The sequence below is a fragment of the Streptomyces sp. RK62 genome, assembly GCF_018070255.1.
GTDB lineage: Bacteria > Actinomycetota > Actinomycetes > Streptomycetales > Streptomycetaceae > Streptomyces > Streptomyces nigra.
On record NZ_JAGPYD010000017.1, the window covers coordinates 195,359 to 218,366 of the forward strand.

Genomic DNA, 23,008 nt, shown 5'->3' on the forward strand with positions numbered 1-23,008 from the left:
ACGGCCCTCAGGCGCCCCTCTGGGGCCCTCCGAGGCTTCACGCGCCCCCAGGGGACTCCACTCCCTCCCGGGCCGCCACAGACGCGCTGGGCGCGGAAAACACACCGGCCGGCCCGGGGAGTCCCCGAACCGGCCGGTGTGCACGCACGCCCGCGTGCGCACAAGTCGACTTACGGATCGACCTACAGATCGACTTCCTTCATCAGCATGCCGACCTCGGTGTTCGACAGCCGGCGCAGCCAGCCCGACTTCTGGTCGCCGAGGGTGATCGGCCCGAAGGCGACCCGCACCAGCTTGTCGACCGGGAACCCGGCCTCGGCCAGCATGCGGCGCACGATGTGCTTGCGGCCCTCGTGCAGGGTGACCTCGACGAGGTAGTTCTTGCCGGTCTGCTCGACGACCCGGAAGTGGTCGGCGCGCGCGTAGCCGTCCTCCAGCTGGATGCCGTCCTTGAGCTGCTTGCCCAGGTCGCGCGGGATCGGGCCGACGATGTGCGCGAGGTACGTCTTGCGCACGCCGTACTTGGGGTGGGTGAGGCGGTGCGCCAGCTCACCGTGGTTGGTGAGCAGGATCACGCCCTCGGTCTCGGTGTCGAGCCGCCCGACATGGAAGAGCCGGGTCTCCCGGTTGGTGACGTAGTCGCCGAGGCACTGACGGCCCTCGGGGTCCTCCATCGTGGAGACGACACCGGCGGGCTTGTTGAGCGAGAAGAACTGGTACGACTGTGTGGCGACGGTCAGCCCGTCGACCTTGATCTCGTCCTTCTCGGGGTCCACGCGCAGGCCCTGCTCGAGGACGATCTCGCCGTTGACCTCGACCCGTGCCTGCTCGATCAGCTCCTCGCAGGAGCGCCGCGAGCCGTAGCCGGCGCGCGCCAGCACCTTCTGCAGCCGCTCGCCCTCCTGCTCGGCGCCCGGGAACGTCTTGGGCAGCTTGACGTCCTTCTTGCCCGCGTACCGCTCGCGGTTGCGCTCCTCGGCACGCGCCTCGTACTCGCGGGACGTGGCCGGGACCGAGCGTCCCCGCTGCAGGGGCTTCTTCGGCCCGCCCTTGGCGCCTCCGCGGGCCGTGGGCCCACGGCCCGACTTGGGGCCCTCCTGGGTGGCGCCCGGGCCTACGTCGTAGCGCCGCTCCTCCGGGCGCGGCTTCTTCGGACGACCGCCCTGCCGGTCGTCGCGGTTGTTGCCGGCGCCGCGGTGATTACCGCGACCACCGCCGCTCCCGCCGCGGCCGCCGCTGTTGCCACCACGGCTCCCGCCGTTGTTTCCGCTGCTGTTTTTGCCGCTGCTGCTTCGCATCAAAGTTCCGTCTTGTCGTCTGCGTCCTCGGAATCCGGGGCGTCCGGATCGAACGACGGGACCGCTTCCAGTGTCTCGGCCTCGATCGCCTCCGCCTCGGGGAGGAAGGGCGCGAGCTCCGGGAGCTCGTCCAGGCCGCGCAGGCCCATCCGCTCCAGGAAGTAGTTCGTCGTCCTGTACAGGATCGCACCTGTTTCGGGTTCCGCGCCCGCCTCCTCGACCAGCCCGCGCTGCAGCAGGGTCCGCATCACGCCGTCGCAGTTCACTCCGCGCACGGCCGAGACCCGGCTGCGGCTGACCGGCTGGCGGTACGCGACGACCGCGAGGGTCTCCAGGGCGGCCTGGGTGAGCCGGGCCGTCTGCCCGTCCAGGACCAGGCGCTCGACGGCGGCCGCGTACTCGGGCCGGGTGTAGAAACGCCAGCCGCCCGCGACGAACCGCAGCTCGAAGCCGCGCCCCTGCACGGCGTACTCGTCGGCGAGCTCCCGCAGCGCGTCCGCGATCTGCCGCCGCGGCCGCTCCAGCAGCTTGGCGAGGTGCTCCTCGGCCGCGGGCTCGTCCACGACCATGAGCATGGCCTCCAGGGCGGGCTTGAGGTCCAGGTCCGCGACGGCACGCGTCCCGGCGGGCAGCCCGGTGGTCTCGCTCACGCCTTCTTCTCCTCCTGCTCGGGCGCCTCCGGCGGCCGGTCGAACTCGTCGGTCACCCTCGGCTGCGCGTCCCCGTCACCGCCGGTCCAGCGCACCAGGAGGTCGCCGAGCGCCGTCTCCTGGTCGAGGACCACGGCCTTCTCGCGGTACAGCTCGAGCAGCGCCAGGAAGCGCGCCACGACCGTGAGGGTGTCCTCGGTGTCCGCCACCAGCTCCTGGAAGCTGGCCTCGCCGCGCTCCTTGAGCCGGGCGACGACGATGCCGGCCTGCTCCTGCACGCTGACCAGCGGGGCGTGGATGTGCTCGACGTAGACCTGGGGCTTGGGCTTGGGCTGCATCGCCTTCACCGCGAGCCTGGCGAATCCTTCCGCCCCGATGCTGATGACGACCTCGGGCAGCAGCTCGGCGTGGTGCGGTTCCAGTCCGACGGTACGGGGGTAGCGGCGCGCCTCGTCGTCGAGCCGGGCGTTGAAGATGTCGGCGATCTGTTTGTACGCGCGGTACTGCAGGAGCCGTGCGAACAGCAGGTCCCGCGCCTCCAGGAGCGCCAGGTCGGCCTCGTCCTCCACCTCGGCGGCCGGGAGCAGCCGGGCCGCCTTGAGGTCGAGGAGGGTGGCGGCGACCACCAGGAACTCGGTCGTCTCGTCCAGGTCCCAGTCCGGTCCCATGGCCCGGATGTGCGCCATGAACTCGTCCGTGACCTTGGACAGGGCGACCTCGGTGACGTCCAGCTTGTGCTTGGAGATCAGCTGGAGAAGCAGATCGAAGGGGCCCTCGAAGTTGGCGAGCCGGACCTTGAAGACACCGTCCGTGTCGGCCTCAACGTCGGGGTCGCGCTGGGGGGCGGGGGGCTCAGGTGCGGCGAGCGTCGGCGCGGGCGCGGGTACCGAAGCGGTTGCCGGGGTCTCGGGGACACCCGGGTCCGGTTCCGGCTCGACGGGCGCGCGATCCGGTGCCGGTGTCGGCTCCGGTGCCGGTTCGGGTTCCGGCGGAGCCACCGGCGCCGCCCCCGGTCCCCGGCCCAGCGCGCGCCGGCGGCCGGCGGGGGCGCCGGCGCGCGGGGCGGGAACGTCGTTCGAGGTCATGGCCCCCGCAGGCTACCGCTACCGCCCGCGGAGCCGTCGTACGAGGATGCTGGCGTCGCCCCGGGACTCCAGATCGGCCAGGACCACGGCGACCGCCTCGCGGACGATCCGCCCGCGGTCGACGGCGAGCCCGTGCTCACCGCGGAGCACCAGACGCGCGTGCTCCAGATCCATGAGCTCCTCGGCGGAGACGTAGACGGTGATCTTCTCGTCGTGCCGTTCGCGGCCGCTGGGCCGGCGTGCGGCGGCACGCCCCCGCTTGCGCGACCCGCCGGCGGCCGTACCGCCCGCCGCGGCGGACCCGGCAGAACCTTCCTGCGCCCCCTGGCGTCGCGCCGAGCGCTCACCGGAGGCGGACCGGCTGCGGGACTCCCCCGCCTCGGCCTGCTCGGTGTCGGCCGCCACATGCTCGGCGCCCTCGCCGTCGCCGCCCTGTGCGGGCACCGACTGCGGAGTGTCCTCGGCGGCCGCGGCGTCGCTCTCCCCCGCGGGAGCCGGCACCCGGGCCTCGCCGTTGGCCGGGCGCCGGGGAGTGGACGGCTGGAGCGCCATACCCCCTGTCGTGCGGAACAGTTCGTCGGCCCCCGGCAGACTCACTCGGCGTGACACCGGGCGAGCACCTCCCTGGCGAGCTGGCGATAGGCGGCGGCACCGACGGAGTTGGAGGCGTACGTGGTGATCGGCTCACCGGCGACCGTGGTCTCCGGGAAGCGGACCGTGCGCCCGATGACCGTGTGATAGACGTGGTCGTCGAACGCCTCGACCACCCGCGCCAGGACCTCACGGCTGTGGACCGTGCGCGAGTCGTACATCGTGGCGAGGATCCCGTCGAGCTCCAGCTCCGGGTTCAGCCGCTCCTGGACCTTCTCGATCGTCTCGGTCAGCAGCGCCACACCGCGCAGCGCGAAGAACTCGCACTCCAGCGGCACGATCACCTTGTGCGCGGCCGTCAGGGCGTTGACCGTGAGCAGGCCGAGCGAGGGCTGGCAGTCGATGACGATGAAGTCGTAGTCGTCCATCAGCGGCTTGAGGGCGCGCTGGAGCGTGGACTCCCGGGCGACCTCGCTGACGAGCTGGACCTCGGCGGCCGACAGGTCGATGTTGCTGGGCAGCAGGTCCATGTTGGGGACCGCGGTCTTCAGCAGGACCTCGTCGGCCGACATGCCCCGCTCCATGAGCAGGTTGTAGACCGTGAGGTCGAGTTCCATCGGGTTCACGCCGAGTCCGACCGACAGCGCGCCCTGCGGGTCGAAGTCCACGAGCAGCACGCGGCGACCGTATTCGGCGAGTGCGGCACCCAGGTTGATGGTCGACGTCGTCTTGCCGACGCCGCCCTTCTGGTTGCACATCGCGATGATCTTCGCGGGACCGTGGTCGGTCAGCGGACCCGGGATCGGGAAGTACGGCAGCGGACGTCCGGTCGGGCCGATGCGCTCGCGGCGCTGCCGGGCAGCGTCGGGCGCGAGCGTGGCCGCGTACTCGGGGTCGGGCTCGTACTCCGCGTCGGGGTCGTAGAAGTGCCCTTCGGGCAGTTCGTCGTAGTCGGCGAAGTGGTTGCGGGGCGCGCCACTTCCGTCGCCGGCCATGGCGTTCACGTGATGGCCATCCATGCTCTTGTTTGCTGTCAGAGCCGTGTGGGGGCTGGTCTGGCTCTGGTGGGCTGCGAAGGTTCGGACAGCGACGGAGCCGACAGCCTCGAATCCCGCGGGACCCTGGCCCCGTACAGGCATTCCTGGTTGACCACCCCCGGGAGAAAATGTCGACTCATTCACAAGTCGTCTTACCTCCTTGGTGACCAGGAAACTTCTAGACAGGTCAGCGTGGCACCATGCCGACGGTTGGCGACTCTATGGCGTGTCGGCGGTCCGCAGCAACACAATCCACCGGACCGGGCAGATGTGTCGACAATGAAACATCGCGCTGTCAAGGGCGTACGGCCGTCGCACAGCAGGTTTCACCGGTGTACGAATCGGTCGAAGGGTTGCGTTCGAGGCGAGTTGACCGAGCGTCGCAAAGTGACCATACACACATCCAGCCGGACCTTTTCGAGCAAGGTCCGGCTGGATGCGCGCGGTTGACGACCTGTGTTGACGTATCGCCTTTACCAGAAAGTGACTTGCCGGTCCGGCTCAGCCGAGGAGCGACTCCAGCTCCACGTGCTCCAGGCCGTGCGCCTCGGCGACCTCGCGGTAAACGACCTTGCCGTCATGCGTGTTGAGGCCCTTGGCCAGCGCGGGGTCGCGGCGCAGCGCCTCGACCCAGCCCTTGTTGGCCAGCTCGACGATGTACGGCAGCGTGGCGTTGGTGAGCGCGTAGGTGGAGGTGTTGGGCACCGCGCCGGGCATGTTGGCGACGCAGTAGAAGACCGAGTTGTGGACCGGGAAGGTCGGCTCGGCGTGCGTGGTCGGGCGGGAGTCCTCGAAGCAGCCGCCCTGGTCGATCGCGATGTCGACAAGGACACTTCCGGGCTTCATGCGGGAGACCAGCTCGTTGGTGACCAGCTTCGGGGCCTTGGCGCCGGGGATGAGGACGGCACCGATGACGAGGTCGGCCTCCAGGCAGGCCTTCTCCAGCTCGAAGGCGTTGGAGACGACCGTCTGGATCTTCGTGCCGAAGATCTTGTCGGCCTCGCGCAGCTTGTTGATGTCCTTGTCGAGCAGGGTGACGTGGAAGCCCATGCCGATGGCGATCTGCGCGGCGTTCCAGCCGGAGACACCGCCGCCGATGACCACGGCGCGGCCGGCGAGCACGCCGGGGACGCCGCCGGGCAGCACACCGCGGCCGCCGTTGGCGCGCATCAGGTGGTAGGCGCCGACCTGCGGGGCGAGGCGGCCCGCGACCTCGGACATGGGGGCGAGCAGCGGCAGCGCGCGGGTGGGCAGCTCGACCGTCTCGTAGGCGATCGCGGTGGTGCCGGACTCGATGAGGGCGTCCGTGCACTCCTTGGACGCGGCCAGGTGCAGGTAGGTGAAGAGCGTCTGGTCCTTGCGGAGGCGGTGGTACTCCTCGGCGATGGGCTCCTTGACCTTCAGCAGCAGGTCGGCGGTGGCCCACACCTCGTCCGCGGTGGGCAGGATCCGGGCGCCCGCGGCGACGTACTCGCTGTCCGGGATCGACGAGCCGAGGCCGGCGCCCTGCTCGATGACGACCTGGTGGCCGTTGCGCACCAGCTCGAGCACGCCGGCGGGGGTGATGGCCACCCGGAACTCGTTGTTCTTGACCTCGCGGGGGATGCCGACCTTCACGTCGATCACGGTCCTTGGCTCAGGGGGTGTGGAACATTGCTACACATCCCAGGCATGCAGCGGCATACCGGGAGACACCGCAGGAGAAGGTGCGGCAGAGCCAGTCTAATGAAGGTGTTCCCGCTGTCTAGCCTTTCATTGCATCAATCTTCGTTCGATGCGCTACGGATTTCGCAGGCGTTGCCGCCGTGTTCCGGCTCGATGGCCTTGTCATCGGCCCCGGAACCGGTCCCCGGACCGGTGATGGAGGCGGTCCCGGACCCGGCCGTCTCGGCCGCATCGGTCTCCTCCACCAGCATCCGCCGCGCGGCCCCCCGGTGCAGCTCAGCGGCCGCCGGATCGCCCAGCCGGTCCAGGGTGTCGGCGAGCCGCAGATACAGCGCGCCCTGCAGCCGTACGTCCTCCGCGCGGCGCGCCCCCTCGATCGCCTCCTGGCAGGTGCGCAGCGAGTCCTCGGGCCGTCCCGCGTACTCCTGGACCCGGGCCAGCTCACTCAGGGCACGCGCGTGACCTGCGACGTCGCCGTTCTTGCGGTGCACGGCGACCGCGGCCCGCCAGTTGCGCTGGGCCTCGCCGTACCGGCCGGCGTAGGTGTGCGCCTCGGCGGTCCTGCCGTACAGCCGGGCGGTCTCGGCGCGCTCTCCGCGGGCCAGCCGCTGGGCGAGGGCCCGGCCGAACCAGTCGGCGGCCCGGTCGTAGTCCCCCAGCTCCAGATGGGCACCGCCTACGGATTCCATCGCGCGGCCGGTCGCGTACGGGTCGTCCGCCTCCCGTCCGGCGTCCAGCGCTGCCCGGAAACGCGCCAGCGCCGCACGGGTGCGTCCGGTGCGGGCGTCCAGGTCGCCGAGGTTCAGCAGGGCCGCCGCCTTCTCCCGCGGAAGGTTCCTGCGCTCGGCCACGTCCAGGACGAGGCCGTGGATCTCGTACAGGTCCCCGGCGGCGGCCTGGGTTCCGAAGTGCGCGGCCATCGCTCTGACCAGCTGCGACATCAGCCGGCGGGCGAGGGTGTCCAGCTCCCCGTCGGCGACCGCGGCCCGGGCGGACGCCAGCAGGGCGGGCCGGCGCAGCCGCAGCCAGTCGGCGGCCGCCCTGGGGTTCGGAAAGCGCAGGGCGCGGGGCACGCCGAGGAGCTTCTGCCGGGTCTCGGGGCTGTCGGTCTCGGTGATGGCCCGGCAGGACTGCAGCAGCCGTACGGTCCGCTCCAGCATCCGGGCGCGGGCGAGCTGGACCTCGGCGGGCCGGTCCTGGGTCTCGCTGAGGGCCTTCAGAAGCGGGTGCAGACAGCCCGGGACGCGGTACTGCGGCAGCGGCGAGTCGAGACGGTGCAGCAGACCGAGGGCGGCCAGGTCGTCCAGGGTGGTGTGGGCGCCGTCGACCGAGCAGCCGGCGAGGGCGGAGGCGCCGTGCGGGTCGACGAGTCCCGCGGGGGCGAGCGTCAGCAGGCGGAGCATCCGGGCGGCGGGGGCGGGCAGCGAGGCGTGGACGAGGCGCAGCAACCGGCCGAGCGCGGTGCCCTCCTCGCCCTCCGCCCGCAGCTGTTTGGCCAGGTCGGAGACGGCGGACTTGGGGCGGGCGGCGAGCCAGCCGCCGGCCAGGGTCAGCGCGGCGGGCTGCCCCTGGCACACCTCGACGAGCCCTTCGGCGGCCCTCGGGTCGACGGTGATGCGCACGGCCCCGGAGAGCCGGGTGAGCAGTTCCACGGCCGACTTGGTGTCGAGGCCGCCGAGCGTGCAGGGTCTGACGTCCGAGATCCCGGTCAGCGGCCCGCCGGAGACGACGACGGCCAGGCACTCGGGGGTGTCCGGAAGCAGGGCGTCCACCTGCTCGGCGTCGGCGGCGTCGTCGAGCAGCAGCAGGACCCGGCGGTCGGCCAGCGCCTCGCGCAGGGCCGCCGCCAGATCGTCCTCGGCGGCTCCGGGCGGAGCGGGCACGTCGAGGTCGGTGAGCAGATCGCGGGCGGTGCGCGCGACGGGGACGGGGGTGCCGTCGGGTTCGCTGAGCCGGGCGCGGAGCACCCCGTCGGGGTAGCGGTCGCCGACCTGGCGGGCCAGTTCCTCGGCGAGTGCCGTACGCCCGGAGCCGGGGCGTCCGGCGATGAGCAGCACACGCGCGCGGGGCGCCTTGCGGCCGGAGAGGGTGTCGAGGCCGGCGCGCTCGATGTCCGCGCGCAGCTCCTTCAACTCGCGGGTGCGGCCCAGGAATTGACTGCCGTCGGGGGTCCGGGCCGACGTCCGCACGCCGCCTGTGTCCACCACCTGGTCCGTCACGGGCCACACTCCCGTCCCACGCACGCGCAAGCCCGCCGGGACTCCGGTTCGGGCGTGCTCAGAGCCTAGTTGACGCTCTGGTACGTTCCGGGCGGAGTGCGGCGGGCACGGCGGGGACATCCCCCGATCGGATCAGCCGATCTTCACACCGCCGAGGAGGCTCCGTCGGAGGAGTGAGTGCTCCCTCAGGACGTGAAGGGCCGCGCGGGCCAGGGCGCCTCCGCCGGGCGCAGCGCGTCGAGCCCGTCGCCGGCGCGCGCGGCCGCCAGCGACAGCACCCCCACGACGAGGCAGTTGTTGTGCACGTCCCCCGCGAGGACGCGCCGGACCAGGTCGTCGACCGGCACCCGCGCGTGCTCCATGTCGGCCTCCTCGTCCTCCACCAGGAACCGCTCGCCCTCCGCCTCGGACAGCTCCCGGGCGAGGAAGATCCGTACGGCCTCGTCGCACCCGCCGGGGGTGGTGTAGACGTCGGTCAGGACCCGCCAGTCCTCCGCCTTGACGTGCGCCTCCTCGTACAGCTCGCGCTGGGCGGCGTGCAGCGGGTTCTCGCCGGGGACGTCGAGCAGGCCGGCCGGGATCTCCCACAGCTTGTGGCGGACGGGGTGGCGGTACTGCTTGATGAGCAGGACGCGGTCCTCGTCGTCCAGGGCGAGCACGGCGACCGAGCCGGGGTGGACCTGGTAGTCGCGCCGCACCACCGAGCCGTCCGGCATGACCACGTCGTCCGTGCGGACGGAGGTCTTGTTGCCCACGAAGGGGGTCGCGGTCGCCCGCACCTCCCACTCCTCGGGGGTGTCCTTGATCGTCATGCCCTGCCCTTCCACGTGCGCAAAGGAAAACCGGGGCGCCCACCGTTGAAGGTTTGCGCCCCGGCCACCGTACAACTCTCGTGTTACTTCGAAATCTTCCGCTCGACCGCGGCCTTCACCAGCCCGGCGAACAGGGGGTGCGGGCGCGTGGGGCGCGACCGCAGCTCCGGGTGGGCCTGCGTGGCCACCAGGTAGGGGTGCGTCTCGCGCGGGTACTCCACGTACTCGACGAGCTTGCCGTCGGGCGAGGTGCCGGAGAACAGGATGCCCGCCTTCTTCTCCAGCTCGGCCCGGTAGGCGTTGTTCACCTCGTACCGGTGACGGTGCCGCTCCTCGACGTACTCCTTGCCGTCGTACACCTCGCGCACGATGGAGCCCTCCGCCAGCTTGGCCGGGTACATGCCGAGCCGCATCGTGCCGCCCATGTCGCCGTCGCCGGCGACGATGTCCATCTGCTCGGCCATCGTGGAGATGACCGGGTGGGAGGTGGCCGGGTCGAACTCGGTGGAGTTGGCGTCGGAGATGTCGGCCAGGTTGCGGGCCGCCTCGACCACGATGCACTGCAGGCCCAGGCACAGGCCCAGCAGCGGGATCTTGTGCTCGCGGGCGTACTTGATCGCGCCGACCTTGCCGTTCACCCCGCGCTCGCCGAAGCCGCCCGGGATGCAGATGCCGTCGACGTCACCGAGCTGGGCCGCGGCGCCGGCCGGCGTCTTGCAGTCGTCGGAGGTGACCCACTTGATCTTGACGCGGGCCTTGTTGGCGAAGCCGCCCGCGCGCAGCGCCTCGGTGACCGAGAGATAGGCGTCGGGCAGGTCGATGTACTTGCCGACCAGCGCGAGGGTGACCTCGTGGTCCGGGTTGTGGACGCGGTCGAGCAGATCGTCCCAGGTCGTCCAGTCCACGTCGCGGAACGGCAGGTCGAGCTTTCGGACGACATAGGCGTCCAGGCCCTCGCCGTGCACCGTCTTCGGGATGTCGTAGATGGACCGCGCGTCGGGGCAGGCCACCACGGCCGCCTCGTCGACGTCGCACATCAGCGAGATCTTCCGCTTGATCGCGGTGGGGACCTCACGGTCGCAGCGCAGCACGATCGCGTCTGGCTGGATACCAATGTTGCGCAGGGCCGCAACCGAGTGCTGGGTCGGCTTCGTCTTCAGCTCCCCGGAGGGGCCGATGTACGGCAGGAGCGAGATGTGGACGACGAAGACGTTGTCACGGCCGACCTCGTGCCGGACCTGGCGGACGGTCTCCAGGAACGGCAGCGACTCGATGTCGCCGACCGTGCCGCCGACCTCCGTGATGACGACGTCGACCTCGTCGGTCGCCATCCGGCGGATGCGGTGCTTGATCTCGTTGGTGATGTGCGGGATGACCTGGACGGTGTCGCCGAGGTACTCGCCGCGCCGCTCCTTGGCGATGACCGTGGAGTAGACCTGGCCGGTGGTGACGTTGGCCGATCCGTCCAGGTCACGGTCGAGGAAGCGCTCGTAGTGGCCGATGTCCAGGTCGGTCTCGGCTCCGTCGTTGGTGACGAACACCTCACCGTGCTGGAAGGGGTTCATCGTGCCAGGGTCGACATTGAGGTACGGGTCGAGCTTCTGCATGACGACGCGAAGACCGCGCGCCTTCAGGAGCATGCCGAGGCTGGAGGCCGTCAGGCCCTTGCCGAGCGAGGAGGCGACACCCCCGGTGACGAAGATGTGCTTGGTCGTCGTGGCTGCGTTGGTTCGGAAAGCAGCGGGCGGCATGGCCAAGAGGGGGCTCCCGTGGTCGCGATCTTGAAGTGCGGTTCGGGGGTCTTCACGCCCACCGGTCCACGGGCTACCAGGGTATCAGCGACCGGGACCGATGGCTTCCGGCCACGCTCCGCGTACGCTCCGGCACGCATGAGCACACTTCACCGGCCCCCCACCGGCCGGTCACCCATTGCTCACCCGTTCGGCCGACCCGGGTTGCCCGGAGCGGCACGCAGATCATCTACGTGCGTCGTATCCTGCTCGGACATTCGCTGCCGAGCCCGGCCGGCAATACGGCACCACCCCTCGCCCGTAAGCACCGGAACAACGAGAGCTCGTCAGTTCGTTGAGCAGAGATCGCCGAGCAGTCCCCACCGTTTTGCCTCATGGCCGGAGCGACTGCTTTGCTTCACCGCTCAACCCCGATTTACAACCACCCCTTGACCGCACTAGCGAGAGCCCCCTTGTCGTACGAGTGAGTACGAAAAGAGGGGGTGACGTGGCCGTTCGACTGGAGTTGCACGTGGCCGGGCGCATCGAAGACTACGCACTCATCGGAGACATGCAGACCGCCGCGCTGGTCTGCCGGGACGGCACAGTCGACTGGCTGTGCCTGCCCCGCTTCGACTCGCACGCCATCTTCGCCGGCCTGCTGGGCACCGAGGAGCACGGCTTCTGGCGGCTCGGACCGGCGCACGCCGCTGACTCCGAGCCGCCCACGGCGGCCCGGCGCGGCTACCGGGGCGACTCCCTGATCCTGGAATCCGAGTGGGACACCCCGCGCGGCACGGTCCGGGTGATCGACTTCATGCCCCCGCGTGACGGCGCGCCCCAGCTCATCCGGATCGTGGAGGGCGTCTCCGGCCGGGTGCCGATGCGCTCGACCCTGCGGATGCGCTTCTCGTACGGCCGGGTGGTGCCGTGGGTGCACAAGCACGAAGGGCGTACGGTCGCCGTCGCCGGCCCGGACTCCGTGTGGTTCGACACGGACGCCGAGACCTACGGCAAGTCGCTGACCACGTACTCGGACTTCACGGTCTCGCCGGGCGAGCGGATCGCGTTCACGATCTCCTGGGAGCCCTCGCACAAGCAGCCGCCGGCCCTCCCCGAGCCGGAGCAGTCGCTGGAGGCCACGGAGGACTTCTGGCGCGAGTGGGTCGAGCACTGTACGTACCACGGGCCCTACCGGGAGGCGGTCATCCGCTCCCTGATCACCCTCAAGGCCCTGACGTACGCCCCGACCGGCGGCATCGTCGCCGCGCCGACGACCTCCCTGCCCGAGGACATCGGCGGCGTCCGCAACTGGGACTACCGCTACACCTGGCTGCGGGACGCGGCGATCACGCTGTCGTCGCTGCTGCGCACCGGCTACCGCGAGGAGGCCCGCGCCTGGCGCGAGTGGCTGCTCAGGGCGGTCGCCGGCGACCCGGAGAACCTGCAGATCATGTACGGCATCGCCGGTGAGCGCGAGCTCGGCGAGGCCGAGCTGGACTGGCTGCCGGGCTACGAGAACTCCGCCCCGGTGCGGGTCGGCAACGGCGCGGCGCACCAGCTCCAGCTCGACGTGTACGGCGAGGTCACCGAGGCCCTGCACCTGGCGCACATGACGGGTCTCGCCCGCAACGACTACGCCTCCCTGCTCCAGCTGAAGCTGATCCGCTACCTCGAGGACCACTGGGACGAGCCGGACGAGGGCATCTGGGAGGTGCGCGGCCCGCGCCGCCACTTCGTGCACTCCAAGGTGATGGCCTGGGTCGCCGTGGACCGGACGATCAAGCTCATCGAGTCCGGTGACGCGGACGGCCCGCTGGAGCGCTGGAAGGAGCTGCGCGACGAGATCCACCGGGACGTGTGCGAGAAGGGCTACGACAAGGAGCGCAACACGTTCACGCAGTCGTACGGCTCGAAGGAGCTGGACGCCTCCCTGCTGCTGATCCCGCAGGTGGGCTTTCTGCCGCCGGACGACAAGCGGGTCATCGGCACCGTCGAGGCGATCCAGCGCGAGCTGTCCACGTCGGACGGCTTCATCCTGCGCTACCCCACGGAGGGCGAGGACGAGGGCGTCGACGGTCTCCCCGGCGACGAGGGCGCCTTCCTGGCCTGCTCGTTCTGGATGGCGGACGACCTGGCGATGATCGGCCGCGTCGACGAGGCCCGCAAGCTGTTCGAGAAGCTGCTGTCGCTGCGCAACGACCTCGGTCTGCTCGCCGAGGAGTGGGACCCGGTCCGCCAGCGCCAGGTCGGCAACTTCCCGCAGGCCTTCAGCCACGTCCCGCTGATCGACACGGCGCTGCGTCTGACGGCGTCCGGGGCGTACGGCGGCTGAACAGGAAGGACGGCCCGCGCCTGCCTAAGGGCTGTCCCGTAGTTCCCGGTGGATCAGCGCGCGGCGTCGGATGGGTGCATCGCAAGGCGGAGGGCCGTCCGCATACTGGATGTATGCGGACGGCCCGACAACGCGGCGAGGTGCCGTAGCCGTCGTCGCGCGCCCGCCGGGAATCACGGGACAGCCCTTAAGCTGAGACCATCAGCCCTCTGCACGGAAGGGGGCGCCTCATGGCCTCCCCATCGAAGGCGGGCGCGGCCCTCGCCGCGTTGCGCGAGGAACTGGTCGGCGACGTGTTCGCCCCTTCGGACGCGGGCTACGACGAGGCCCGCGCCGTCTTCAACGCCATGATCGACAAGCGGCCCGCCGTCATCGCCCAGTGTGTGGACGAGGACGACGTGGTGCGGGCCGTGCGGTTCGGCAGGGACCTCGACCTGAACATCGCGGTGCGCGGCGGCGGGCACAGCGTCGCCGGCTCGGCCGTCAACGACAACGGGCTCGTCATCGATCTGCGGCACATGCGCGCGGTGTCCTTGGACCCCGCCGCCGAGGCGGTACGGATCGCGGGCGGTGCCACGATGAGCGACCTGGACCGGGCCTGTCAGCCGTACGGCCTGGCCACGACGGGCGGCCGGGCCTCCACCACCGGGGTCGGCGGCTTCGTCCTCGGCGGCGGCACCGGCTGGCTGGACCGCCGCTTCGGGCTGGCCGTCGACAATCTGCTCGGCGTGGAACTCGTCACCGCCGACGGCGAGCGGGTCCATGCGAGCGCCGACGAGAACCCGGAGCTGTTCTGGGGCCTGCACGGCGGCGGCGGCAACTTCGGCGTCGCGACCGGGCTGACCCTGAAGCTGCACCCCCTGCCCGACTTCTCGATCGCACTGCTGCTGTATCTGCCGGAGCACGGCCGCGAGGCGGCCCGCACCTACCGCGAGCTGATCGAAACCGGCCCGGACGAGGCGAGCGGAGGCGTGCTGTATCTCGCCGGCCCGCCCGAGGAATTCGTGCCGCCGCACCTGGTGGGCTCGCTGCTGTGCGCGGCGCTGCTCACGTACGCCGGGCCCGAGGAGGATCTGCGCAAGCTGGCCGAGCCGCTCCTTGCGCTGCCGCACGAGTCGGAGCTCGTCGGCGCGATGCCGTACGCCGACGTCCAGTGCATGATCGACGATCCGCCGGGGATGCGGAACTACTGGTCCGCCGAGTATCTGACGGGCGCTCCCGACGAGTATCTGGACGTGTTCTGCGCGGGCGGCGAGGCCCTGCCGCCGGGCGGCACCATCCATGTGCTGTTCCCGCAGGGCGGGGCGATCGCGGCGGGCCCCCACGAGTACCCGGTGCCCTACCGGGACGCGCCCTGGGCGGTGCACCCGTTCGCCATCTGGGAGGACCCGGCGGACGACGAGCGCTGTATCCAGTGGGTGCGGGACGTGCGCGCCGGCGCGCGGCCGTACAGCACGGGCGCCGTCTACCTCAATTTCATCGGGGACGAGGGCGCGGACCGGGTGGAGGCCGGGCTGGGCGCTGAGAACACCCGGCGGCTCGCCGCGCTCAAACGCCGCTACGACCCGGACAACGTGTTCCGCTTCAACCACAACATCGCGCCCGCGTGACGGGCGGGCCGGTCACCGTGGGTGCGGATGTGCCGCGGGGGCGTGCCCGCGGGTAGCGTCCGGCTATGGACAGCCGCAGGGACAGCGCGTTCGACACCCACAGCGCCGGGATCACCGTGCGCCGGGCCCTGGAGCTGCCCGGACTGCGCAGCGGGCTGCCCGAGGTCCTCGCGGGCGGCGACCGGCTGGGCCGCACGGTGCGCTGGGTCCACGCGGGCGAGGTGCCCAACATCGCCTCACTGCTCAAGGGCGGCGAACTGCTGCTGACGACCGGCTACGGCCTCGGCACCCGGCCCGCCGACCAGCGGGCGTTCGTGCGCACCCTCGCCGACCGGGGCATCGCCGCCCTGGTGGTGGAGCTGGGCGCGCGCTTCACCCGGCTGCCCGCCGCGCTGGTCGACACGGCGCGCGCGGCGGGGCTGCCGCTGGTCCAGCTCCATCGCGAGGTGCCGTTCGTCACGGTCACCGAGGAGATCCACACCGAGATCGTCAACGGGCACTACGCGCTGCTGCAGCGGGCGGAGGAGGTGCACCGCCGGTGCACGGAGGCACTCCTCGGCGGGGGCGGGGTGCCTCAGGTCCTGGCCATCCTGGCCGACTTCGCCGGGAACCCGGTCTTCCTGGAGACACCGGACGGCAGGCTGCTGTACGCGGCGGGCGCCGGGCCCGAGGGCACGGATCCGCTCCAGGTGTGGGAGGGGCTGCGCGGCCAGCACAAGGAGGCGCCGCCGCCCGCCGGGTCGGTGCTCGTGGACGTCCCCGGCGGTGGCGCGGGCACGGGCTCGGTGCGGGCCCGGCTGGCCCTGCTCCCGGTGCGCGGGCCACTGGCGCCGGTGCACCGGATCGCCGCCGAGCGGGCCGCGGGCATCCTGGCCGTGGTGCTGATGCAGGCCCGCCAGGAGGAGGAGCTGGCCGCCCGGGGGCGCGGCGACTTCCTGACCGACCTGGCGGAGGGCCGGGTCGGCCCGGAGGACGCCCCTGCGCAGGCCCGGGTACTGGGCTTCAAACCGGGGTCCGGTCCGCTGCTGCCGGTGGTGATGCGGCTCGGCGACACACTGACCGGGCACGGCGGCACGTCCCGCCCCGGCGGGGTCGAGAGCGGCGGCGGCTGGGCGGTGCTGGCCCGCGCGGTCGGTGAGGAGCTGGCCTCGGTCGGGGTGCCGGTGCTGCTGGGCGTACGGCCGGTGGAGGGCCGGGTGCCGCTGCTGCTGGGGCTGCGCGCGGAGTCGGAGCGGTCGGCCGTGGCCGACCGGGTCGCGGCGGCGCTGCGGGCGGGCGCGGAGCGGGCCGGGATGCTGCGCCCGGGCACCCCGCCGCCGGTCGTGGTGGTCGGGGAGGCGGGCGGCTGGGCGGCGGCCGCGGTGTCCCTGCGGCACGCGGCGGAGACGGCGACGGCCGCCCATGGGCTGCCGGACGTGCCCTGGTACGACGCCCGGCGGCTGGACATCGACCTGTTGCTGTGGCGGCTGCGCGACCATCCCGGTCTGGCGGCGTTCGTGGACCGGGCGATCGGCCCGCTCCGCGCGCACGACGACCGCTCCCGGCCGCCTCTGCTGCCCACCTTGGAGACGTACTTGGCGCATGCGGGCCGCAAGGCGGAGACGGCCCGTGAACTGCATCTGAACCGGCAGACCCTCTACAACCGCCTCGCCCGGATCGGGGAGTTGCTCGGCACGGACCTCGACGACCCGCAGACGGTCCTGGCGTTGAGCCTGGCGCTGCGGGCCCGGCGATACGTGCCGTAAGGGCCGGGGCTCAGATCATGGGCCGGGGCTGCGTCAACTCGTCGTAGACGCTGAGCACCTGGGCCACCGTCTCGTCCTCGGTCGGCCAGGTGGCGGCCTGCCGCACCCCGCGCTCCCTGAGCAGGTCGCGCCGCGCGGGATCGCCGAGGAGCCGTACGACGGCGTCGGCGAGGGCTCCGGAGTCGCCGTACGGGACGAGTTCGGCGGCGTCGCCGACGAGTTCGGGCACACCGCCGGTCTCGGTGGCGACGAGCGGCACGCGCGCGTGCAGGGCCTCCTGGGCGAGGACGGAGCGCGCCTCCCACCGGCTCGGCAGCAGCGCGACATCGGCGGCGGCGAGCAGATCGGTGACGTCGTCGCGGCGCCCGATGAGACGTACGGGCAGCGCCTCGTCCTCGATCCGCCGCTGGAGTTCGGCCCGCAGCGGCCCCTCCCCCGCGATCACGACCAGCGGCGCGGGATCGAGGGCGCGCCAGGCCCGTGCGGCGTCCAGCAGCACGTCGTACCCGCGGTGCCGTTCGAGGGCGCCGACCGCGATCAGCAACGGGCTTCCGGTGGCGCCGAGTTCGGCGCGGGCCTTGCCGGTGAGCCGGTCCGGGTCGTCGTGCTCGGGGGTGCGGCGCGGCCGGGGCGGGGCGACCGCGGCGAGCCGCGCGTCCCGCGCTCCGGTGCGGCGGGCCCGGTCGACCAGGGCGGAGGTGGTGCCGAGCACGACGGACGCGTTTCTGACGACCCGTCGCTCCAGCAGCCGGACGAGATGGGCCCGGGCGCCCTCGGCGTGGGCCCGGTCGTGCCAGGTGACGACGAGCGGGGTGCGCCGGCCGCTCAGCGCGAGGACGCTGCGGAACGACGCGTGCAGCCCGTGCGCGTGCACCAGGTCGGCGTCGGCGCACGCGGCCCGCAGGGCGGCCACCGAGGCGGGATCGCTGCTGCGGGGCACGTGCACATGCTCGGCGCCCGCGCCCTTGAAGTCGTAGAGGTGATCGGCTTCCAGGGGGGCGCATACGGTGACCCGCACGCCCCGCGCGACCAGCCCCGAGGACAGCGATCGCACATGCGCGCTACTGCCGGCGTTGCCACCGCCCAGTACCTGCACGGTGCGCAGCGACGGCTGGCCGTGCGGTGAGTGGCTGCTCACGGGGGTCACGTGGCCGGGTCTCCTGCTTCGGGTCGGGCAGTCACGAAGAACGTACAGAAGGATCGGGCGGAGGGGGTGTACCGCCTGAATCCCTACGCGTACGACATGTTTACGCCAAGGATGCCAGGACGCGGGGCCGTTCCGGGAACGGTGGGAGGGCGGCGGCCGGGCAACGCGGCGCGGTGGGTCACCTGCACGAGTGAGGCGAGTGGCGCACGGTCCACGAACACGCGCGCGTGGCGCACTTTTCGACACTCGGCGTGATCCCATGCGCCGGATCGGCTCTCGCCCGCGATCACGCCCCCGCGCCCCGCCGCGCGCCGGCCCGTCGCCGACGCCATCTCAGACCAGGTTCGCACCTCGCGCGACGGCGCTGACCTTGTCGCCGTACACGGCCGCCGCGACCACGGCGGCGGCGTGGACGGCCAGTCCGGCCCGGCCGTTGCCCGCGACGACGGCGGCGCCCAGGGCCGCGCCCAGCGCGTGGGCACCGGTGTCACCGATCATCGCCCGCTCCCCCAGGTCGTCGGGGAGCACCGCAGCCGCGGCCCCCATGGCACCGGCGGCGATCCGCGCCCCCGGACCGGGGCGCAGCAGCCCGGGCGCGCCCAGCGCGAGCACCCCGAGAGCGGCCCGCCCCGGCCGTACGTCGACCAGGTTCACGGCGTGCGCGGCTCCCGCGACGACCACGCCCGCGAGCAGCCGGTCCAGCGGCCGCTCCTTCAGGAAGGCGCCCGCGACGAGCCCGGCCGCCGATATCCCGGCCAACTTGACGAGGCCGCTGGTGACTTCGCCGTCCCGCAGGGCCGACAGATGGGCCCGGAAGCCCCGGCGGGGATCGCCGGCCCCCGCGATGTCGTCGTACGCCCCGCACGCCCCGGCCGCGGCCACGGCGAACCCGGCGGCGGGCGACACGCGCGCGGTCCCGAGCGCGGCGGCGAGCGCGCAGGCGGGCCCGGCGTGCAGCGTCACGGCCCGGCCCGCGTAGTTCTTCCGCCCCCACAGCCTCGGCCCGCCGGGGGACTTGGCGCGCAGCACGCTCCCCGCGGCACGGGTGAGGGCCGCGGCGAGGGCGAAGGCGGGGATCCGGCCGGAGCGTTCGATCATGCGGCAAGCCTAGGCGGCCCCACTGACAACGCCCCCGCCACCGGACCCGCTATCCGTCCGCGCGGGCCGTCTCCAGCAGTTCCTCGGCGTGCGCCCGGGCCGTCTCGGAGTCCTCCTGGCCGGCGAGCATCCGGGACAGCTCCTTGATGCGCTCCTCGCCTTCCAAAACCTTCACACCGGACCGGGTGACGGACCCGTCGTTGGTCTTCTCCACCAGCAGCTGCCGGTCGGCGAACGCGGCGACCTGCGGCAGATGGGTCACGACGACCACCTGGGCCGACTTGGCCAGCCGGGCGAGCCGGCGGCCGATCTCCACGGCCGCCTTGCCGCCGACGCCCGCGTCGACCTCGTCGAAGAGATACGTCGGCACCGGATCGGTCCCGGCGAAGACCACCTCGACGGCGAGCATCACGCGAGAGAGCTCACCGCCGGAGGCGCCCTTGGCGATCGGACGCGGCGGCGCCCCGGGGTGCGGGGCGAGCAGCAGCTCGACCTCGTCGGCGCCGGACGGACCGTAGGCGACGGTGCGTCCGCCGACCTCCACGCCCTCCGGGTCCTCGGTCTGCCGGATGGCGAACGACACGCGCGCGTGCGGCATCGCGAGCGAGGCGAGTTCGGCGGTCACGGCCGCCGCGAACCGCTCCGCGGCCTCCGTGCGCGCGTCGGTCAGGGCCTGGGCGAGTCCGCCCAGCTCGGCGCGGAGGGCGTCCCGCTCGGCGGTCAGCTCCTCGATGCGCTCGTCGTCGCCGTCCAGCTCGGTCAGCCGCCGGCCGCTCTCCTCGGCCCAGGCGAGCACGGCGGCGACGTCCGCGCCGTACTTGCGGGTGAGGCCGGTCAGCGCGGCCCGGCGCTCCTCGACGGCCGCCAGCCGTAGCGGGTCGGCGTCCAGATCGTCGGCGTAACCGGCCAGCTCCCCGGCGACATCGCCGAGCAGGATGCCGATCTCCCCGATCCGGTCCGCCAGCGCGGACAGCGCCGGGTCGTGCGAGCGGACGGCGTCCAGGGCCCGCTGGGCGCCCGCGACGAGCGTCGCCGCGTCGATGCCCTCGGGGTCCTCCGGATTGCCCGCCAGAGCGGCGTGCGCGGCGGTGGCGGCCGACGACAGCGCCTCGGCGTGCCCGAGCCGCTCGGCCTCCTCGGCGAGCTCGACGTCCTCACCGGCGCGCGGTTCGACCGCCGCGATCTCGTCGAGCCCGAACCGCAGCAGATCGGCCTCCTGGGCGCGCTCACGCGCGCGCGTGACGATCTCCTCCAGCTCGGTGGCCACCGCCCGCAGCCGCCGGTAGGCCTCGCCGTACTTGGCGAGCGGCACCGCGACGGCGTCCCCGGCGTACCGGTCGAGCGCCTGACGCTGCCGGGTCAGCTTCAGCAGGCCCTGCTGGTCGGTCTGCCCGTGGACGGCCACCAGCTCGTCGGCGAGCTCGGCCAGCATCCCCACGGGGACGCTGCGCCCCCCGAGGTGCGCACGGGACCGCCCTTCGGCGGAAACGGTACGGCTGATGAGCAGCGCGCCGTCGTCGAGCTCGGCGCCCGCCTCCTCGGCCCGTACGGCGGCCGACGCGTCCGGGGGAACGGTGATCCGTCCCTCCACGACCGCCTTCTCGGCCCCGATCCGCACCAGCGCCGCGTCGGCGCGCCCGCCGAGCAGCAGCCCGAGGCTCGTGACGACCATGGTCTTGCCGGCGCCCGTCTCACCCGTGACGGCGGTGAATCCGGGCGACAGCTCGACCACCGCGTCGTCGATGACTCCGAGCGACCGTATCCGCATCTCCTCCAACACGGACACGACCTTACGAGGTCCGGGGCCGGGGATGCGACGGGCCCCGGTCCCAGTCCTGTGAAGGTCCAGGTGACGAATGGGTACGGACCCCACCTTGTCACCCGGGCGGGTGGCCTTTCCCCGGCCCTTTTCCCAGGTCCCCCGGGGTCTCTAGTGCGGTGCCCCGCGCCAGCCGGAGACGGGCAGCGCGAACTTCGCCACCAGCCGGTCCGTGAACGAGGCGTGGTGCAGCCGGGCCAGCCGGACCGGCACCGCACCCCGCCGCACCTCGACCCGCGCCCCCGGCGGCAGCTCCACCGTCCGGCGCCCGTCGCACCACAGCACCCCCGGCGGGATGTGCGGCAGCACCTCCACGGCGAGCACCGAGTCCGGCGAGGTCACCAGCGGCTTGGCGAACAGCGCGTGCGCGCTGATCGGCACCATCAGCAGCGCCTCGACCTCCGGCCACACCACGGGCCCGCCGGCCGAGAAGGCGTACGCCGTCGATCCGGTCGGCGTCGACAGCACGATGCCGTCGCAGCCGAACCCGGTGACCGGGCGCCCGTCGATCTCCAGCACCACCTCGAGCAGCTTCTCGGCGGACACCTTCTGCACGGCCGCCTCGTTCAGCGCCCAGTCGGTGTGCACGATGTCGCCGTTCTGGTGGACGACGACGTCGACGGTCATCCGCTCCTCGACCTCGTACGCCTTGGTCACCACCCGGTCGACGACCTTGTCCAGGTCGTCGCGCTCGGCCTCCGCGAGGAACCCGACCCGCCCCAGGTTGACGCCCAGCATCGGCACGCCCGACGCCCGCGCGAACTCGGCGCCGCGCAGCAGCGTCCCGTCACCGCCCAGGACGATGAGCAGTTCGCAGCCGTCCAGGCACTGCGGGGTCGCCTCCTTGACGAGTTGCACCTCGTCCGGCAGCGGCAGGTCCTCGGCCTCGGCCTCCAGCACCCGTACGCCGATCCCCGAACGCAGCAGGCCGCCGACCACCAGTTCGGCGCTGCGGATGGCCGCGGGCCGCCCGGTGTGGGCGAGCAGGAAAACAGTACGAGCTCGGTTCGGTGTCAACGCGGCCCCTCCGCCACTGCACGGTCGATGTCGGCCGGGTCCGGAGCGGGCGCCCCGGCACGCAGCCACAGAAAGTATTCGACGTTCCCCGACGGTCCGGGCAGCGGACTGGCGGTGACCCCGTTCACCCCGAGTCCGAGTTCCCACGCCTTCCCGGCCACCGTCCGCACGGCCTCCGCCCGCAGCTGCGGACTCCGTACGACTCCCCCACTCCCCAGGCGTTCCTTCCCCACCTCGAACTGCGGCTTGACCATCATCACCAGATCGGCGTCCGGTTTCACGCACCGCGCCAGGGCGGGCAGCACCAGACCGAGCGGGATGAAGGACAGATCTCCGACGACAAGATCCACTGGCTCCCCATCGATCGCATCGAGCGTCAACTCGCGTACGTTCGTACGGTCCTTGACGGTGACGCGTTCATCACTCTGCAGAGTCCAGGCGAGTTGTCCGTATCCGACGTCCACCGCGACGACGTGCGCGGCGCCCGCCCGCAGCAGCACGTCCGTGAAACCGCCGGTGGACGCGCCGGCGTCCAGGGCCCGCCGGCCCTCCACGACGAGTCCCTGCGGCATGAACGCGGCCAGCGCGCCCGCCAGCTTGTGCCCGCCGCGGGAGACGTAGTCGGGATCGCCGTCGTCGGCCCGTACCACGATGGCGGCGGCGGTCTCGACCTGGGTGGCGGGCTTCGTCGCCACGGTCTTGCCGACGGTGACCCGCCCGGCCGCGATCAGCTGGCTGGCGTGCTCGCGCGAGCGCGCCAGCTTGCGGCGGACCAGCTCCGCGTCCAGACGGCGGCGTGCGACTCCTGCCACGTTCGGTTCAGCTCCTGTTTCCATACGGCGGAGAGGGCGCCGGAGGTCCCGGGCGGGCGTCGAGCGCGGTGAGCGCGTCGCGCAGCCCTCGGTGTACATCCTCGTACACCTCGAGGTGCCCGTCGGTCGCGAGGTGGTCGGCGTCACCCAGCCGTTCCAGCCAGGCGTCGACGTCGGCGTTCCCGGTGGGGGTGCGCGGGACGGCCAGCGGGGCGGGGGCGGCCGGGTCGTGCTCGTCGACGGCCTCCACGGCCTCCTCGCCGGCCGGTGTCGTGGCCTCGGGCGCAGAGTCGTTCATGCGCAGACGCTACCGCGAACCCCTGGGGTACCGTCGATGA

At 72.4% G+C, this 23,008-nt stretch carries 18 protein-coding genes; 3 read left to right on the forward strand and 15 right to left on the reverse strand.

All coding sequences use genetic code 11. From position 1 onward, the window contains the following. Window positions 1–182: 182 nt before the first annotated feature. The 9 genes from KBY32_RS29830 to KBY32_RS29870 all read right to left on the reverse strand — a co-directional run bounded on the left by KBY32_RS29830 (window position 183) and on the right by KBY32_RS29870 (window position 11,108). Window positions 183–1,298, reverse strand: coding sequence for a pseudouridine synthase (locus KBY32_RS29830; RefSeq protein WP_055622749.1), 1,116 nt, complete (start codon window positions 1,296–1,298; stop codon window positions 183–185). Further along, entirely contained in the window at window positions 1,298–1,948 is a 651-nt protein-coding gene (gene scpB / locus KBY32_RS29835; protein WP_115506237.1) for an SMC-Scp complex subunit ScpB, read from the reverse strand. The genes KBY32_RS29830 and scpB overlap by 1 nt, the downstream gene beginning before the upstream one ends. Beyond that, window positions 1,945–3,033, reverse strand: coding sequence for a ScpA family protein (locus tag KBY32_RS29840; RefSeq protein WP_210982290.1), 1,089 nt, complete (start codon window positions 3,031–3,033; stop codon window positions 1,945–1,947). Before KBY32_RS29840 ends, scpB begins: the two co-directional genes overlap by 4 nt. Window positions 3,034–3,051: 18 nt before the next feature. After that, window positions 3,052–3,642, reverse strand: coding sequence for a hypothetical protein (locus tag KBY32_RS29845; RefSeq protein ID WP_115506235.1), 591 nt, complete (start codon window positions 3,640–3,642; stop codon window positions 3,052–3,054). Beyond that, window positions 3,627–4,763, reverse strand: a complete 1,137-nt coding sequence (locus tag KBY32_RS29850; RefSeq protein ID WP_079033693.1) for a ParA family protein — start codon at window positions 4,761–4,763, stop codon at window positions 3,627–3,629. The genes KBY32_RS29845 and KBY32_RS29850 overlap by 16 nt, the downstream gene beginning before the upstream one ends. A 399-nt stretch (window positions 4,764–5,162) precedes the next feature. Next, the gene (gene ald / locus KBY32_RS29855; protein WP_210982291.1) at window positions 5,163–6,287 is read right to left on the reverse strand and encodes an alanine dehydrogenase; all 1,125 of its coding nucleotides are present in this window, start codon (window positions 6,285–6,287) and stop codon (window positions 5,163–5,165) included. 134 nt (window positions 6,288–6,421) lie between these two features. After that, on the reverse strand, window positions 6,422–8,545 hold the full coding sequence (locus KBY32_RS29860; protein WP_210982292.1) for a tetratricopeptide repeat protein: 2,124 nt from the start codon (window positions 8,543–8,545) through the stop codon (window positions 6,422–6,424). Window positions 8,546–8,730: 185 nt separating this feature from the next. After that, window positions 8,731–9,357, reverse strand: a complete 627-nt coding sequence (locus KBY32_RS29865; protein WP_210982293.1) for an NUDIX hydrolase — start codon at window positions 9,355–9,357, stop codon at window positions 8,731–8,733. 83 nt (window positions 9,358–9,440) lie between these two features. Then, window positions 9,441–11,108 carry a CTP synthase gene (locus tag KBY32_RS29870; RefSeq protein WP_055622743.1) on the reverse strand — a complete coding sequence of 556 codons (1,668 nt, stop codon included), beginning with the start codon at window positions 11,106–11,108 and terminating at the stop codon, window positions 9,441–9,443. Between the two features lie 511 nt (window positions 11,109–11,619). On the opposite strand from KBY32_RS29870, the gene KBY32_RS29875 reads away from it, so the two are divergent. The 3 genes from KBY32_RS29875 to KBY32_RS29885 all read left to right on the forward strand — a co-directional run bounded on the left by KBY32_RS29875 (window position 11,620) and on the right by KBY32_RS29885 (window position 16,777). Beyond that, window positions 11,620–13,422 (forward strand): glycoside hydrolase family 15 protein, encoded by a 1,803-nt coding sequence (locus KBY32_RS29875; protein ID WP_115506231.1) that lies wholly within the window; start codon window positions 11,620–11,622, stop codon window positions 13,420–13,422. 230 nt (window positions 13,423–13,652) lie between these two features. Continuing rightward, window positions 13,653–15,032: an FAD-binding oxidoreductase gene (locus KBY32_RS29880; protein ID WP_210982294.1), complete on the forward strand. Its 1,380-nt coding sequence runs from the start codon at window positions 13,653–13,655 to the stop codon at window positions 15,030–15,032. Between the two features lie 65 nt (window positions 15,033–15,097). Continuing rightward, window positions 15,098–16,777 (forward strand): PucR family transcriptional regulator, encoded by a 1,680-nt coding sequence (locus KBY32_RS29885; protein WP_115506229.1) that lies wholly within the window; start codon window positions 15,098–15,100, stop codon window positions 16,775–16,777. A gap of 10 nt (window positions 16,778–16,787) precedes the next feature. Here KBY32_RS29885 and KBY32_RS29890 read toward each other — a convergent pair whose 3' ends face one another. The 6 genes from KBY32_RS29890 to KBY32_RS29915 all read right to left on the reverse strand — a co-directional run bounded on the left by KBY32_RS29890 (window position 16,788) and on the right by KBY32_RS29915 (window position 22,968). Further along, entirely contained in the window at window positions 16,788–17,924 is a 1,137-nt protein-coding gene (locus KBY32_RS29890; protein ID WP_210982295.1) for a glycosyltransferase family 4 protein, read from the reverse strand. A 333-nt stretch (window positions 17,925–18,257) separates the two neighbouring features. Next, window positions 18,258–19,022, reverse strand: a complete 765-nt coding sequence (locus KBY32_RS29895; RefSeq protein WP_210982296.1) for a hypothetical protein — start codon at window positions 19,020–19,022, stop codon at window positions 18,258–18,260. A 49-nt stretch (window positions 19,023–19,071) separates the two neighbouring features. Then, window positions 19,072–20,790, reverse strand: coding sequence for a DNA repair protein RecN (gene recN, locus KBY32_RS29900; RefSeq protein ID WP_055622737.1), 1,719 nt, complete (start codon window positions 20,788–20,790; stop codon window positions 19,072–19,074). 162 nt (window positions 20,791–20,952) lie between these two features. Then, entirely contained in the window at window positions 20,953–21,858 is a 906-nt protein-coding gene (locus KBY32_RS29905) for an NAD kinase (RefSeq protein WP_055622736.1), read from the reverse strand. Beyond that, window positions 21,855–22,670 (reverse strand): TlyA family RNA methyltransferase, encoded by an 816-nt coding sequence (locus KBY32_RS29910; protein ID WP_055622735.1) that lies wholly within the window; start codon window positions 22,668–22,670, stop codon window positions 21,855–21,857. The genes KBY32_RS29905 and KBY32_RS29910 overlap by 4 nt, the downstream gene beginning before the upstream one ends. Before the next feature lie 7 nt (window positions 22,671–22,677). Then, entirely contained in the window at window positions 22,678–22,968 is a 291-nt protein-coding gene (locus KBY32_RS29915; RefSeq protein ID WP_055622734.1) for a hypothetical protein, read from the reverse strand. Window positions 22,969–23,008 lie beyond the last annotated feature (40 nt).